Source organism: Roseateles paludis (assembly GCF_039872745.1).
In the GTDB taxonomy this organism is placed as follows: domain Bacteria; phylum Pseudomonadota; class Gammaproteobacteria; order Burkholderiales; family Burkholderiaceae_C; genus Pelomonas; species Pelomonas paludis.
Genome location: NZ_JBDPZD010000005.1, coordinates 1 through 13,468, shown reverse-complemented (window position 1 = coordinate 13,468; position 13,468 = coordinate 1). Strand labels below are relative to the sequence as shown.

The window sequence follows — 13,468 nt, the reverse complement described above, 5'->3', positions numbered from 1 at the left end:
GCCGGCGCATCGCCGTCGCCGCCGATCAAGGATCCTGGAAAACTCATGCCCCGATTCTCACCGAGGCCTCGGTGTCCTGAATCAGTTGTGGCCCAGTCGTTCCTTGATGACGACCGAGCCGTTTTCCAGCGTCTCGATGACGCCGCGCTCTTCGAGGTCCTTCATCACGCGGCTGACCATCTCGCGCGAGGCGCCCACGACCTTGGCCATGTCCTGGCGCGAGACCTTGCCGCGGATCAGCTTGATGCCCTTTTCGTCCTCGGCCATGTCCAGCAGCGCACGCGCCACACGGCCATAGACGTCGAGCAGAGCCAGGGATTCGATCTGGCGGTCGGCATTGCGCAGGCGCAGCACCAGGCCGCGCAGGATGCCGTAGGCCAGGCTGCTGCTCTCGGGCAGGCAGCGGGCAAACTCGGCGCGCCCCAGCACCAGCATGTCGGTCTGCACCTCGGCGCGCACGGTGGCCGAGTGGGGTTCGTTGTCGATCAGGCTCATCTCACCGACGTAGTCGCCCGACTGCAGTACGGCGAGGATGACCTCACGGCCCCGGCTGTCAGCCGTCAGGACGCGGGCCCGGCCATTGAGCAGGATGAAGAGCGCGTTGGACTTGGTGCCTTGCTCGACCACCAGCTCACCGCGCTTGAAACGGCGCTTGACAACACTATCTGCAATCGACTGGGCCTGGTCGGTCGTCAACATCGAAAACAACGGGACGCGACGGATCAGGTCCAGATTCGAAATCATCGCCATGCGATCTCTCCAGGTTTCTTGTCTGCTACGGGCGAACCCCAAGGGTCGCTGCCTAGAATGCGGCGCTATTGTGCCCAGCTTGAGCGCACCGCCCATAGGGTATTGGCCGGGTTTTTGCAAGATCCCCACGCCCGCCACTTTGAGACATCCAGCATGACCTCCCCCACCCAGCATCATGGTTTGATCATTCTTGGCTCTGGCCCTGCCGGCTACACGGCCGCCATCTACGCCGCCCGCGCCAACCTCAAGCCCACCTTGATCACCGGGATGGCCCAGGGCGGCCAGCTGATGACCACCACCGAAGTCGACAACTGGCCGGCCGACGTGATGGGCGTGCAAGGCCCGGAGCTGATGCAGCGCTTCCTGGAGCATGCCGAGCGCTTCAACACCCAGATCGTGTTCGACCACATCAATGCGGTCGATTTCTCCAAGCGGCCATTCACGCTCAAGGGCGACTCGGGCACCTACACCTGTGACGCACTGATCATCGCCACCGGCGCCTCGGCCAAGTACCTGGGGCTGGACTCCGAATCGGCCTTCATGGGGCGCGGCGTCAGTGCCTGCGCCACCTGCGACGGCTTCTTCTACCGCGACCAGGAAGTCTGCGTGGTGGGTGGGGGCAACACGGCCGTTGAGGAGGCGCTCTACCTGTCCAACATCGCCAAGCGCGTGCACGTGATCCATCGCCGCGACAAGTTCCGCGCCGAGCCCATCCTGATCGACAAGCTGATGGCGAAGGCTGCCGAGGGCAAGGTCGTGCTGCACCTGTGGCACCAGCTTGACGAAGTGCTGGGCGACGCCTCGGGCGTGACCGGCGTGCGCGTCAAGCACACCCAGACTGGCGTCACCACCGATGTGCTGCTCCACGGCTGCTTCATCGCCATCGGCCACTCGCCCAATACCGAGATCTTCCAAGGCCACCTGACCCTGAAGGACGGCTACATCGTCACCCGCAGCGGCCTGGAAGGCTTCGCCACCATGACCAGCGTCCCCGGCGTCTTCGCGGCCGGCGACGTGCAGGACCACGTCTATCGCCAGGCCATCACCAGCGCCGGCACGGGCTGCATGGCGGCCCTTGATGCCCAGCGCTTCCTGGAGCAAGCTGAAGCCTGATGGGCAGAGGCGGGGTTTCCCGCTATACTCGCGGGCTTGCCTGCCGGATAGACCGCCGCTGCTGTTACTGACAGCGCGCTAGCAGGCATATGCGGTCAATGGGTTGCCGCCCCTGAATTCAAAGGAATCAAGCAGGGCGATCAACTGGTCAGTCGTCAAACCGGAGAAGCGTCATGGCACGCGTCTGTCAAGTCACGGGCAAGAAGCCCATGGTTGGGAACAATGTCTCCCACGCCAACAACAAAACCAAGCGTCGTTTCCTGCCCAATCTGCAGTACCGCCGCTTCTGGCTGGAGAGCGAAAACCGCTTCATCCGCCTGCGCATCAGCAACGCCGCTCTGCGTTTGATCGACAAGGTCGGCATCGAGCAAGTCGTCGCCGATCTGCGCGCCAAGGGCGAGCTCTGATCCCCGCATAAGACTCAAGGAGAAGCACCATGGCATCCAAAGGCGGCCGCGAAAAAATCAAGCTGGAGTCCTCTGCGGGCACCGGCCACTTCTACACCACGAACAAGAACAAGAAGACCACGCCCGAAAAGCTGGAATTCATGAAGTTCGACCCCAAGGCACGCAAGCACGTGCTCTACAAGGAAGTGAAGCTGAAGTGATCGCTGGGTAGCCCTGGCTACCGCGCTCCCACAGCAAAAACCCGCCGTCGCGCGCTGCGCCCGGCGGGTTTTTTCATGGGGCGACGGTTATTTGGTGCGCGACTTGCCGGGCGTGGCGCCGAATTCCTCGTCGAACCAGCGGTCCAGCATCTGGAACTCGTAGCGCAGCGGCTCAGTGCCGAAATAGCGGCTGAGGCCGTTCTGGTAGTCGAGGTCGCGCAGCTTGGCAGAGCCGCTGCGCACCACCTTGCCCGCCTCGCGAACCTCGTAGCGCAACTCGAGCGCGGGCGGCGTCACCGTGCGCATCACCCGGATCCAGCGCCCGTCGCGGCCGAAGGGCTCGACGAAGCCGGCCAAGTCCACGTCGGTCACTTCGATCAACACATCACGCCCGGGCAGATGGCTCTGCGCCAGCTTGACGAGATGCGCTTCCAGATCTTTGAGCACTTCGGGGCGCGGGAAGCCGTCGTTGTCCTTGATGTCCGAGTAGTGCTCGACATCCAGGAAATTGACCTTCACCTCCGCCGCTGCGGCGGGCCCCGCCATTGCCAGCATCAACGCGGCACTGACGGCGCCAAGCACTCCGACACGGGTCAGTTTGCGAGCCATGAGAACCTCCTCAAAGGGTTGTTGGCAGGGCTGAGTCTAGGAGTCTGCCCGCCAAAAGAAAACGGCTCGCCATGAGCGAGCCGCAGTCTTTACTCGGCCGCAAAACAGCGCGGCCAATTTCGATGTCAGGCGTGCGCCATGCGCAGGCGCATCGAGAAGGCGCGCAGTTCGCTGACGCCGCTCTCCTCGGCCCGGCGGCACCAGGCTTGCAGGTCGGCCACCAATTGCTCGGCCGACACATTGGTGCGCGTCCAGAACTGGCGCAGCTCTTCGCGCATGCTGATCAGCTTGTCGAGATTGGGGCTGGCAGCGCGAGCCACCTCAATGCTGGCCTGCGCGGTGGCGGGGATCTTCTCGGCGTCGCGGTGCAGCCAGTGCTGGGCCAGCTTGAACTGGCCCCAGCGCGCGCTGTGCTTGCCGCCTTCGGCCTTGATGCGGGCCAGTTCAGCACCACAAGCCGCCTTCAGGTCACGGGCATAGGCAGCCATCACCTCGTAGCGGTTGGCAATCAAGGCCTCCAGCGTCTTCGCGTCGGCGGGCTTGATCTCGCCCAGCGCCAGCTTGGGCGGCGTCTTGCGGACCTTGGCCCAGCCCAGCGCACTCAGGATGCGGATGTAGAGCCAGCCGATGTCGAACTCGTAGGGCTTGACCGAGAACTTGGCCGAGGTCGGGTAGGTGTGGTGGTTGTTGTGCAGCTCTTCGCCGCCAATGATCAGCGTCCAGGGCACGAGATTGGTCGAGGCATCCGGCGCTTCAAAGTTGCGATAGCCCCAGTAGTGGCCCACGCCATTGATGATGCCGGCCGCCCAGAACGGGATCCAGACCATCTGGATGGCCCAGATCGTGGCGCCGATGGCGCCGAACAGCAGCACGTTGATGATCAACATCAGCGACACGCCCCAGACGGAACGGCGACCGCTGTAAACATTGCGCTCCATCCAGTCGTCCGGGGTGCCGTGGCCGTACTTGGCCAGGGTCTCCTGGTTCTTGGCTTCAAAGCGGTAGAGCTCAGCGCCCTCAGCCACCACCTTCTTCAGGCCCCGCGTCTGCGGGCTGTGCGGGTCTTCTTCGGTCTCGCACTTGGCGTGGTGCTTGCGGTGGATGGCCACCCACTGCTTGGTCACCATGCCCGTGGTCATCCACAGCCAGAAGCGGAAGAAATGCGAAGGGATGGGGCCCAGGTCCAGCGCACGGTGCGCCTGGCAACGGTGCAAGAAGATGGTCACGCCAGCGATGGTGATGTGCGTCACCACCAGCGTGTAAACGACCAACTGCCAGCCGGTGGCGTGCAGCAGGCCGGATTCCAGCCAGTCCAGAAGGGCGTTGAAGAACTCGTTCATGCGGTCCTGATCGGGCCCAGGAAGGCCCCATTGAATGTCGGGCGATTGTAAAGGCGACCCCCTAAGCTATCGCCCCCGCACGCAGCCTTGCCGAGGATTCCTGGCGGGATTTGCCCCAAGTCAATCCTGGCGCTGCCAGACGGCCGCGAAAAACCCGTCCATCTGGTGCCGGTGCGGCCACAGGCGCAGGAAGCCGCCCTCGCAGAGCATCGCCGGCTCGATCAGGCTCTCAGCCGGCATCGGCGTGAAGCTCGGGTTCGCGGCACTGAACTCGTGGGCAATCACCTCGTTCTCGGCGTCGAGCAAGCTGCAGGTCGCGTAGACCAGGCGCCCGCCCGGCTTCACCAGGCGCGCTGCGCTGGCCAGGATGGCGCGCTGCTTGGCTTGCAGCTCGGCCACCGACTCGGGCGACTGGCGCCATTTCAGGTCAGGGTTGCGGCGCAGGGTCCCGAGGCCAGAGCATGGCGCATCCACCAGCACCCGGTCGAGCTTGCCGGACAGGCGCTTGATGCGCTCGTCACGCTCATGGGCGATCTGGGCCGGATAGACGTTGGACAGGCCGCTGCGGGCCAGACGCGGCTTGAGGGCGTCAAGCCGGTGGCCGGACACGTCAAACGCATACAGCCGCCCCGTGTTGCGCATGGCGGCGCCAATGGCCAGGGTCTTGCCGCCCGCGCCGGCGCAGAAGTCGGCCACCATCTCGCCACGCTTGGGCGCCAGCAGTTGCACGAGCAACTGGCTGCCCTCGTCCTGCACCTCGACCGCACCGGAGGTGAACACCTCCAGCTTGTTGAGCGCCGGCTTGCCATCCACCCGCAGGCCCCAGGGCGAGTAGGGCGTGGGCTCGGCCTTGATGCCGGCGGCCGCCAGATCGGCCTGCACGGCCTCGCGCTTGGCCTTCAGGGTGTTGACGCGCAGGTCCAGCGGCGCGGCCTCGTTGAGCGCTGCCGCCAGACGCCAGAACTCTTCCTCGCCCAAGCGCGCCAGCAGCGGCGTGGCCAGCCAGTCGGGCAGGTTGTGGCGCAGCTTGGGGGCAAGGGTGCTGCGGTCGATGGCGCGGGACGCATCAAGCCAGGCCGTCTCGCCCGGCGACAAGGCGCTGCGCAGAAAGCTCTCGCTGCCCCGCCAGGCCAGGATAGCCAGCCGGCGTGGCAAGGGCCCGGCCCCTGACTGCGCCAGGTGCTGCCACAGCAGGCGCTCGCGCAGCACCGCGTAGACGGTCTCGGCCAGGCTGGCACGCTCGCGAGGGCCCAGGTTGCGGTGTTGGCGGAAGAAGGCCGAGACGGTGGCGTCGGCCGGCGCGTCGAGCTTGAGGACGTTGGCGACCAGTTCGGCCACCAGCTCCAGCAGGGCGTTGGGATGCATAGCTGGCATTATCGAGGGCACACCCTGGATGCGCCCTATGCAACTGCTCCGCCATCTTCGCCACCGCCCTCGCCTGCTGATCGCGCTCGCGCTGGGTGTGGTGGCGCTGGCCTGGCCGCAGCCGACGCCTTGGTCGGTGCGCGGCCTGCTGGGCTGGAACGTAGGCGTGTGGGCCTACATCGCGCTGATGCTGCCCTACCTGCTGCGCGCCGATGGCGCTGCCGTGCAGCAGCGCGCCCGCGAGCAGGCCGAAGGCGGCGGCGTGATCCTGCTCGTCGCAATCCTTGGAGCGGCCTGCAGCGTCGGCGCCATCACGCTGGAGCTGCGTCAGGCGGCCGAGCTCGGCATCGCACTGACCATCGGCACCGTCATTGGCTCCTGGCTGCTGCTGCCCTTGGAGTTTGCCGTCAGCTACGCCAGCCTCTACCACCGTGGCCCGCACGGCCCACATGGCCTGGAGTTCCCGGGCGCCGACGGTCAGCCACCCGACTTCAGCGACTTTCTCTACTTCGCGGTGACCCTGGCCACCACCTCGCAGACCTCGGACGTCACCGTCAGCAGCCGGCCGATGCGGCGCCTGGTGCTGCTGCACGCCGTGGTGGCCTTTGTCTTCAACACCAGCGTGCTGGCGCTGCTGATCAACATCCTGGCCGGGATGGTCAAGCCGTGACGATCAGGCCGTGAAGAGCTGAGACGCGCCGCTGGCCACACACACGCGGCTGCCGTCGATGCTGAGCTGGCCTTCCACGAACCAGCGCACGGCCTGCGGATACATGCGGTGCTCAAGCTTCAGCACCCGCGCGGCCACGGCGTCGGCATCGTCGCCCGGCAGGATGGGCACCACCGCCTGCGCCACCATGGGCCCGTGGTCCAGCTCTGCGGTCACGAAATGCACGGTGGCCCCAGACGCATGGCAACCCGCATCGATGGCGCGCTCATGCGTGTGCAGCCCCGGGAAGGCCGGCAGCAGCGAGGGGTGGATATTGAGCAGCCGCCCTGCATAGTGCGCGGTGAAGCCCGGCGTGAGGATACGCATGAAGCCCGCCAGCACCACCAGGTCGGGCGCAAAGGCGTCGATGGCGGCCTGCAGGGCGGCGTCGAAGGCCTCGCGGCTGGGGTAGGCCTTGTGGTCCACCACGCCGGTGGGCACACCATGCTCGGCCGCGAACTTCAGCCCCGCCGCATCGGGCCGGTTGCTGAGCACGGCGGCAACCTCGGCCGGCCAGCCCTCGGCTCGGCAGGCCTTGACGATAGCCTCCATGTTGGAGCCCCTGCCGGAGATGAGGATGACGAGCTTTTTCATGGGGCGCGCAGTGTAACAATCCGACCCCTTTTCGATGCCCGCCCCGGCGCACAAGGCCGGGCCTGGCGCGCACCCCGGCCCACCCATGCCGCAGCTCCACATCCTCGACCTCGAAGCCGCCATCAACTGGTGGCGCGACCGCAGCACCGCCCAGCCGGGTGACGCGCTGGACGCGCCCCTGCAGGCGCTGGCCGAGGTCTATGGCCGCATGGTCTTCGAGCGCCTCAGCAGCGTCGACCCCGGCGCCTTGCCCTCGGCCGCCCTGGACGCCTGGCTGGCCTGGTACGCCACCACGCCGGACTCGCCCTGCATCGCCATCTGCTCCACCGCCCAGGGCGACCCGCTGTGCAAAGGCTGCGGCCGCAGCTTCGACGAGGTACAGCACTGGCCGGCGCTGGACCCCTTTGAGAAGCGCGCCGTCTGGCGCCGCATCAGCTTGGAGGCCTCGGCCTGGCGGTTCAACCGCTATGCCGAGCGCGGCTGACCGGTATGCGCTTCGCAGACGACGTGCGGCGCCTGGTGCCGCTGGCCTGGCCGGTGTTCGTGGGCCAGATCGCCGTGATGCTGTTCAGCACCGTGGACACGCTGATGCTGGGCCAGGTCAGCGCCCAGGACCTGGCGGCGCTGGCCGTGGGCTCGGCGGCCTATGTCACGGTCTTTGTCGGGCTGATGGGCGTTGTGCTGGCGGTGGCGCCGCTGGCCGGCCGACACTTTGGCGCGGGCGAGCACACGGCCGCCGGCCACAGCTATGTGCAGGCGCAGTGGCTGGGCTTGCTGCTGTGCGTACCCGGCTGCCTGCTGCTGTGGTGGCCCGAGCCCTTCATCTGGCTCGCTGAACTGAATGCCACCCAGGCCGCCAAGGTGCGCGACTACACGCGGCCCGAAGCCTTTGCGCTGCCCTTTGCCCTGCTGTTCACCGCCTTCCGGGGCTTTGCTCAGTCGGTGAGCCGGCCCAAGGCGGTGATGTCGCTGCAGGTGCTGGGCCTGGCGCTCAAGGTGCCGCTCAATGCCGTGCTGGTGTTTGGCGCCGGCCCCGTGCCGGCCCTGGGGGTGGCGGGCTGCGGCTGGGCCACGGCGGCGGCAATGACGGTGCAGTCCGTGGCCGCCATCGTGCTGCTGCGCCGCGACGCGGCCTACCTGCCCTTTGCCATCGCGCCGCTGCACCGCAGCCGGCCCGAGCTGAAGGCGCTGCGTGCGCTCGTCAAGCTGGGCCTGCCGATGGGTGGCTCCATCCTCGTCGAGGTGACGGGCTTCACCTTCATGGCCTTCTTCATCGCGCGGCTGGGGGACACCGCCGTGGCCGGGCATCAGATTGCTGTCAACCTGGTGGCCATGATGTTCATGCTGGCGCTGGCCCAGGCCACGGCGGCGGGCACCCTGGTGGCCCAGCATCTGGGCGCCGGCGAGCCCGAGGCCGCACGCCGCGTGGGCCGCCACGCCCTGGTGCTGGCCACGCTGGTGGCCGGCGTGGTGGGCGCGCTGGCGGCGCTGCTGCGCCAGCCCATCGTGGCGCTCTACACGCGTGACCAAGCAGCGGCCGCCGCCGCCGTGCCGCTGCTGCTGTGGGTGTGGTTCTTCCACCTGGGCGATGCGCTGCAGACCGTGGCGGCCTATGTGCTGCGGGCCTATCACGTGGCCACGCTGCCGATGGTCATCTACGTGCTGGCGCTGTGGGGCCTCGGGATCGGCGGTGGCTACTGGCTGGCCTTCGGGCCAGTCGGGGCCGGCGCGGTGGGCTTTTGGCAGGCCGCCACGGCGGGCCTGATGGCGGCCGGCGCGGCGCTGCTGGCGCTGTGCGTCTACGTCTTCAGGCGCTCGGCAAGCGAAGCGTAAAGACGCTGCCGCCGCCCTCGCGGTCTTCGCAGCGCACGCTGCCGCCATGCCGCTCGGCGATCTGTTTGACCAGGCTGAGCCCCAGGCCCACGCCGCCCGCCACCTCGGCATGGCCGGGCAGGCGGAAGAATGGCTCGAAGATGCGCGAGCGCATGTCCACCGGCACGCCGGGGCCACGGTCAGACACCAGGATCTCCCACTGCGAGCCCGTGCGACGCAGGGCCAGCGTGGCCTCGGGGCCTCCGTAGCGGCGGGCGTTCTCCAGCAGATTGCGCACCGCGCGGCGCACCAGGCGCTCTTGGCCTTGCACGGCGGCATCGGCGAGGCCAGCAGCCGGCTCAAACGGCACTTCGGCGCGCGCGGCCTCCTCGGCCAGCAGGCCCAGCAGGTCCATCTTGGCGGCCGAGCCCAGCTCGCTGCCGGCATCCAGGCGGCTGGCCAGCAGCACTTCCTCGACCAGGGCGTCCAGCTCGGCCACATCGGTGTGGATCTCGCGGACCAGACGCTCACGGCCCGCCTCGGGCGCGTCCTGCAGCATCTCAAAAGCCATCTTCAGGCGCGCCAGCGGTGAGCGCAGCTCGTGGCTGGCGTTGGCCAGCAGGCTTTGGTTGGAGCGCACCAGGCCCTCGATGCGCGCGGCCGCGCGGTTGAAGCTGCCGGCCAGGGCGGCCACTTCGTCCTTGCCGGACTCGTCGACCCGGTGGCCCAACTGCCCGGCACCAAACTGCTCGACGCCGCGCTTCAGGGTTTCGAGTCGGCGCGTGAGCCGCCGCACCACGGGGAAGGCGCCCAGCGCCACGCCCACAAACAGCAGCACCAGCACCGCAGCAAGCGCCCCACCGCCGCCGCCAAAGCCAGCACCGGGCCGGCTCAGCCACAGGGGCACCCAGGGCGGCGCATCGTCAGGGCGGACGCCGGGCCGGCCACCGGGCGGCGGGCGCGGGCCCCGCACCATTTCCATCACGCGGCCATCGCCCAAGGTGGCGGTCACCACGATCACACCAGCGTCGTCGCTGCGGCGCTCAAAGGCCTGGGTGATGGCGATGCGCCGGCCGCTCGCGTCACGCAGCGCCACCGGCATGCGCAGCCGCTGGCCCCAGTCCTTGAAGGCCTCGGCCTGCTCGTCCTCGGGCGCCGTGGCCGGGGGCAGCGCCAGCTTGAGCAGCTCGGCCATGGCCGTCATGCGCTCGCCCGCCGCGGTTTCGATGTTGCCGCGCTCCTGCTCCATGTGGCGCTGGAACAGCCAGGCCGAGCCAAAGGCAAAGGCCAGCAGCAGGACCACGAGGGTCAGGTAGATGCGCAGGTAGAGCGACTTCATGCCGCGCTCATTCGCCGTCGGCGTCCTGCTTTTTGGCGAACACGTAGCCAGCGCCGCGCACGGTCAGCACGCGACGGGGGTTCTTGGGGTCGTCCTCGATCAGCGCACGGATGCGCGAGATGTGCACGTCGATGGAGCGGTCAAACGCCTCCAGCGGGTGGCCCTTGAGGGCGTCCATGATCTGGTCGCGCGAGAGCACGCGCCCGGGGCTGCGGGCCAGCACGACGAGCAGGTCGAACTGGTGGCTGGTCAGGTCGCACAGCGCGCCGTCGAGCCGAGCGCAGCGCGCGGCCAGGTCGATCTCCAGCCGGCCAAAGCGCAGCACCTCGTCGCCATCGAGCTTGGGGTCGGCACGGCGCAGCAGGGCCTTGACGCGCGCCAGCAGCTCGCGGGCCTCGAAGGGCTTGGCCAGGTAGTCGTCGGCGCCGAGCTCCAGGCCAAGGATGCGGTCCATGGGCTCGCCGCGAGCGGAGAGCATCAGGATGGGCTGGTGGCGCCAGCGCGGGTCGCCCCGCAACTGGCGGCAGAAGTCGAGCCCGTCGCCGTCGGGCAGCATCAGGTCGAGCACCAGCAGCTCGAAGCGGCCACCGGCCAGCGCACTGCGGGCGGCAGCCAGTGAGGCCGCCGCACTGACCTCGAAGCCGGCGGCGTGCAGGTAGTCGCCCACCATGTTGGTGAGGCGGGTGTCGTCGTCAACGAGGAGCAGGCGTGCTGGCAAGTGCGGGGCCCTTTCGCTGTTGGCCAATCAACCCGGGGTGCGCTTGGCCATGCGGGCAGCGCGCTTCTTGGCCAGGTCGGCCAGCTTGGCGCGCTGCTCGGGCGTCAGCACGCGGGCGGCGTCCACAGCAGCTTGCGTCATGCGCTTGCTGACGGCGTCATGCGCCAGCGAGAGCTTGGCACGCACGGCCTCGATGGCGGCGGCGTCCACCACGGTGGCGGTGAAGAGGTCGCGCATCTGCGTGTGCAGCGCGGCATTGGCATCGTGCTGGGCCTTCAGGTCCGCGCGGGCGGCCTTGAAGATGGCGTCGATCTGGCTGCGCTGGGCATCGGTGGCGTTGACGACGTCGAGCATGTGCTCGCCGAAGCCGTGGCCCATCATGCCCATACCCATGCCGGGGCCGCCCATTGCGCCACCCATAGGGCCGCCCATGCGCTCAGGGCCGGGGCCATGGCCTTGGGCCTGGGCACCCAGGGCAGCGGTGGCCAGCACCAGTGCCAGCGAGCCGGCACGGAAGAAAGCACGCGTACGGGACGTTGTCATTGCTTCACTCCATCAAACGAGTTTGGGGTGAGGAGATGGTCGCGCCCCAGTGTGAGCGATTCGCCGGCCGCCGGTAAAGATTGGTGAACCCGCGTTTACTTGATGGGCTTGAAGCGCATGCGCTTCGGGCGTGCGCCTTCCTCGCCCAGGCGCTTCTTCTTGTCGGCCTCGTACTCATGGAAGTTGCCGTCGAAGAAGAACCACTGCGAGTCACCCTCGCAGGCCAGGATGTGGGTGCAGATGCGGTCCAGGAACCAGCGGTCATGGCTGATGACCATGGCCGAGCCGGCAAACTCCAGCAAGGCTTCTTCAAGCGCGCGCAGGGTTTCGACGTCGAGGTCGTTGGACGGTTCGTCCAGCATCAGCACATTGCCGCCCTGGGCCAGGGTCTTGGCCAGATGCAGGCGGCCGCGCTCGCCGCCGGAGAGGGCGCCCACCAGCTTTTGCTGGTCATTGCCCTTGAAGTTGAAGCGGCCCAGGTAAGCCCGGCTCGGCATCACGAACTTGCCGACGACGATGTTGTCGAGGCCGCCGGACACGTCTTCCCAGACCGTCTTTTCGGCCGCGAGGCTGGCGCGGCTCTGGTCCACGAAGGCCAGCTTGGCGGTCTTGCCGATCTTGACCGTGCCTGAATCGGGCTGCTCGACGCCCTGGATCATGCGGAACAACGTCGACTTACCGGCGCCGTTGGGGCCGATGATGCCGACGATGGCGCCGGCCGGGACCTTGAAGCTGAGGTTGTCGATCAGCACGCGGTCGCCAAAGCTCTTGGAGACGTTCTCGAACTCGATGACTTCATTGCCCAGACGCTCGGCCACGGGGATGAAGATCTCGTTGGTCTCGTTGCGCTGCTGGTATTCGACGTCGCTCAGCTCTTCAAAGCGGGCCAGGCGCGCCTTGCTCTTGGCCTGACGGCCCTTGGCGTTGGAGCGCACCCACTTCAGCTCTTCCTTCATGGCCTTGGCGCGGGCGTCTTCGCTCTTTTGCTCCTGCTCCAGGCGGCGTTCCTTCTGGTCCAGCCAGTCGGAGTAGTTGCCCTTCCAGGGGATGCCGTGGCCGCGGTCGAGTTCAAGAATCCACTCGGCCGCGTTGTCCAGGAAGTAGCGATCGTGGGTGATGGCCACCACGGTGCCGGGGAAGCGCTGCAGGAACTGCTCCAGCCACTCCACGCTCTCAGCGTCCAAGTGGTTGGTGGGTTCGTCAAGCAGCAGCATGTCGGGCTTGGAGAGCAGCAGGCGGCACAGGGCCACGCGGCGCTTCTCACCGCCGGAGAGCACGCCGATCTGCGCGTCCCACGGGGGCAGGTTCAGCGCGTCGGCGGCCAGCTCCAGCTGCAGGTCGGTGTTCTCGGAGCCAGCGGCGGCAATGATGGCTTCCAGCTCGCCCTGCTCGGCAGCCAGCTTGTCAAAGTCAGCATCCGGCTCGGCGTAGGCGGCATAGACCTCATCGAGGCGCTTCTTGGCGGCCAGCACGCCGCCAATGCCTTCTTCCACGGCCTCGCGCACGGTCTGGTCCGGGTCCAGCTTGGGCTCCTGCTCCAGGTAGCCGATCTTGATGCCCGGCATCGGGATGGCTTCGCCGTCGATCTCCTTGTCGACACCGGCCATGATCTTCAGCAGCGTGGACTTGCCCGAGCCGTTCAGGCCCAGCACGCCGATCTTGGCGCCCGGGAAGAACGAGAGCGAGATGTCCTTGAGGATGTGGCGCTTCGGGGGAACGGTCTTGTTCACCCGATTCATCGAAAAAACGTACTGGGCCATGGGCTTTCCTGGAGGGCTCAAACTGACGCAGGCCCCGGAAGCGATCCCGGGGCCTGCAGATGCCCGGATTGTCGCCCAAGCTGTCTGGGAGGCTGTCGGGCTTTGGGACGGGAGCGCGCCGGGGAGAATTGCTGGGCGAGGCAAGGCGCCGACGAGGCGTGGGATGGGCGCCCACAACGAGTCGGCAACGCCGAATCGTCCGGCAATTC

The 13,468-nt window shown here is 67.5% G+C and carries 15 protein-coding genes; 6 read left to right on the top strand and 9 right to left on the bottom strand.

The window, feature by feature from the left end:
* Positions 1-81 precede the first annotated feature (81 nt).
* On the bottom strand, positions 82-750 hold the full coding sequence (locus ABDJ85_RS15680; RefSeq protein WP_347705737.1) for a Crp/Fnr family transcriptional regulator: 669 nt from the start codon (positions 748-750) through the stop codon (positions 82-84).
* A 153-nt stretch (positions 751-903) separates the two neighbouring features.
* On the opposite strand from ABDJ85_RS15680, the gene trxB reads away from it, so the two are divergent.
* From trxB to rpmG, 3 genes are all read left to right on the top strand, one after another.
* Positions 904-1,863, top strand: a complete 960-nt coding sequence (gene trxB / locus ABDJ85_RS15675) for a thioredoxin-disulfide reductase (RefSeq protein ID WP_347705736.1) — start codon at positions 904-906, stop codon at positions 1,861-1,863.
* A 173-nt stretch (positions 1,864-2,036) separates the two neighbouring features.
* Positions 2,037-2,270, top strand: coding sequence for a 50S ribosomal protein L28 (gene rpmB / locus ABDJ85_RS15670; RefSeq protein ID WP_347705735.1), 234 nt, complete (start codon positions 2,037-2,039; stop codon positions 2,268-2,270).
* A 29-nt stretch (positions 2,271-2,299) separates the two neighbouring features.
* A complete protein-coding gene (gene rpmG, locus ABDJ85_RS15665; RefSeq protein ID WP_233390042.1) occupies positions 2,300-2,470 on the top strand; it encodes a 50S ribosomal protein L33 in 171 nt (56 codons plus the stop codon).
* A gap of 87 nt (positions 2,471-2,557) precedes the next feature.
* Here the strand turns inward: rpmG and ABDJ85_RS15660 are convergent, their stop codons facing one another.
* The 3 genes from ABDJ85_RS15660 to ABDJ85_RS15650 form a co-directional block, all read right to left on the bottom strand.
* On the bottom strand, positions 2,558-3,079 hold the full coding sequence (locus ABDJ85_RS15660) for a DUF3016 domain-containing protein (protein WP_347705734.1): 522 nt from the start codon (positions 3,077-3,079) through the stop codon (positions 2,558-2,560).
* A gap of 125 nt (positions 3,080-3,204) precedes the next feature.
* Positions 3,205-4,419 (bottom strand): DesA family fatty acid desaturase, encoded by a 1,215-nt coding sequence (locus tag ABDJ85_RS15655; RefSeq protein ID WP_347705733.1) that lies wholly within the window; start codon positions 4,417-4,419, stop codon positions 3,205-3,207.
* Between the two features lie 120 nt (positions 4,420-4,539).
* Positions 4,540-5,784, bottom strand: a complete 1,245-nt coding sequence (locus ABDJ85_RS15650) for an RsmB/NOP family class I SAM-dependent RNA methyltransferase (RefSeq protein ID WP_347705732.1) — start codon at positions 5,782-5,784, stop codon at positions 4,540-4,542.
* 37 nt (positions 5,785-5,821) lie between these two features.
* Between ABDJ85_RS15650 and ABDJ85_RS15645 the strand changes: the two genes are divergently transcribed.
* Entirely contained in the window at positions 5,822-6,454 is a 633-nt protein-coding gene (locus ABDJ85_RS15645; protein WP_347705731.1) for a DUF1345 domain-containing protein, read from the top strand.
* A 3-nt stretch (positions 6,455-6,457) separates the two neighbouring features.
* Here the strand turns inward: ABDJ85_RS15645 and purN are convergent, their stop codons facing one another.
* Entirely contained in the window at positions 6,458-7,087 is a 630-nt protein-coding gene (gene purN / locus ABDJ85_RS15640; RefSeq protein ID WP_347705730.1) for a phosphoribosylglycinamide formyltransferase, read from the bottom strand.
* A gap of 85 nt (positions 7,088-7,172) precedes the next feature.
* Between purN and ABDJ85_RS15635 the strand changes: the two genes are divergently transcribed.
* Complete coding sequence (locus ABDJ85_RS15635) at positions 7,173-7,571, top strand: DUF3717 domain-containing protein (RefSeq protein WP_347705729.1); 399 nt, start codon at positions 7,173-7,175, stop codon at positions 7,569-7,571.
* 5 nt (positions 7,572-7,576) lie between these two features.
* Complete coding sequence (locus tag ABDJ85_RS15630) at positions 7,577-8,920, top strand: MATE family efflux transporter (protein ID WP_347705728.1); 1,344 nt, start codon at positions 7,577-7,579, stop codon at positions 8,918-8,920.
* Here the strand turns inward: ABDJ85_RS15630 and ABDJ85_RS15625 are convergent.
* The 4 genes from ABDJ85_RS15625 to ettA form a co-directional block, all read right to left on the bottom strand.
* The gene (locus ABDJ85_RS15625) at positions 8,895-10,238 is read right to left on the bottom strand and encodes a HAMP domain-containing sensor histidine kinase (RefSeq protein ID WP_347705727.1); all 1,344 of its coding nucleotides are present in this window, start codon (positions 10,236-10,238) and stop codon (positions 8,895-8,897) included. The genes ABDJ85_RS15630 and ABDJ85_RS15625 overlap by 26 nt on opposite strands.
* A 7-nt stretch (positions 10,239-10,245) precedes the next feature.
* Complete coding sequence (locus ABDJ85_RS15620) at positions 10,246-10,956, bottom strand: response regulator (protein ID WP_347705726.1); 711 nt, start codon at positions 10,954-10,956, stop codon at positions 10,246-10,248.
* A 27-nt stretch (positions 10,957-10,983) separates the two neighbouring features.
* On the bottom strand, positions 10,984-11,499 hold the full coding sequence (locus ABDJ85_RS15615) for a Spy/CpxP family protein refolding chaperone (RefSeq protein WP_347705725.1): 516 nt from the start codon (positions 11,497-11,499) through the stop codon (positions 10,984-10,986).
* 95 nt (positions 11,500-11,594) lie between these two features.
* On the bottom strand, positions 11,595-13,259 hold the full coding sequence (gene ettA / locus ABDJ85_RS15610; protein ID WP_347705724.1) for an energy-dependent translational throttle protein EttA: 1,665 nt from the start codon (positions 13,257-13,259) through the stop codon (positions 11,595-11,597).
* Positions 13,260-13,468 lie beyond the last annotated feature (209 nt).

Coding starts and splice junctions, on each gene's coding strand:
- ABDJ85_RS15680 (WP_347705737.1), bottom strand. CDS start 750: ATGGCGATGATTTCGAATCTGGACCTGATCCGTCGCGTCCCGTTGTTT.
- trxB (WP_347705736.1), top strand. CDS start 904: ATGACCTCCCCCACCCAGCATCATGGTTTGATCATTCTTGGCTCTGGC.
- rpmB (WP_347705735.1), top strand. CDS start 2,037: ATGGCACGCGTCTGTCAAGTCACGGGCAAGAAGCCCATGGTTGGGAAC.
- rpmG (WP_233390042.1), top strand. CDS start 2,300: ATGGCATCCAAAGGCGGCCGCGAAAAAATCAAGCTGGAGTCCTCTGCG.
- ABDJ85_RS15660 (WP_347705734.1), bottom strand. CDS start 3,079: ATGGCTCGCAAACTGACCCGTGTCGGAGTGCTTGGCGCCGTCAGTGCC.
- ABDJ85_RS15655 (WP_347705733.1), bottom strand. CDS start 4,419: ATGAACGAGTTCTTCAACGCCCTTCTGGACTGGCTGGAATCCGGCCTG.
- ABDJ85_RS15650 (WP_347705732.1), bottom strand. CDS start 5,784: ATGCATCCCAACGCCCTGCTGGAGCTGGTGGCCGAACTGGTCGCCAAC.
- ABDJ85_RS15645 (WP_347705731.1), top strand. CDS start 5,822: ATGCAACTGCTCCGCCATCTTCGCCACCGCCCTCGCCTGCTGATCGCG.
- purN (WP_347705730.1), bottom strand. CDS start 7,087: ATGAAAAAGCTCGTCATCCTCATCTCCGGCAGGGGCTCCAACATGGAG.
- ABDJ85_RS15635 (WP_347705729.1), top strand. CDS start 7,173: ATGCCGCAGCTCCACATCCTCGACCTCGAAGCCGCCATCAACTGGTGG.
- ABDJ85_RS15630 (WP_347705728.1), top strand. CDS start 7,577: ATGCGCTTCGCAGACGACGTGCGGCGCCTGGTGCCGCTGGCCTGGCCG.
- ABDJ85_RS15625 (WP_347705727.1), bottom strand. CDS start 10,238: ATGAAGTCGCTCTACCTGCGCATCTACCTGACCCTCGTGGTCCTGCTG.
- ABDJ85_RS15615 (WP_347705725.1), bottom strand. CDS start 11,499: ATGACAACGTCCCGTACGCGTGCTTTCTTCCGTGCCGGCTCGCTGGCA.
- ettA (WP_347705724.1), bottom strand. CDS start 13,259: ATGGCCCAGTACGTTTTTTCGATGAATCGGGTGAACAAGACCGTTCCC.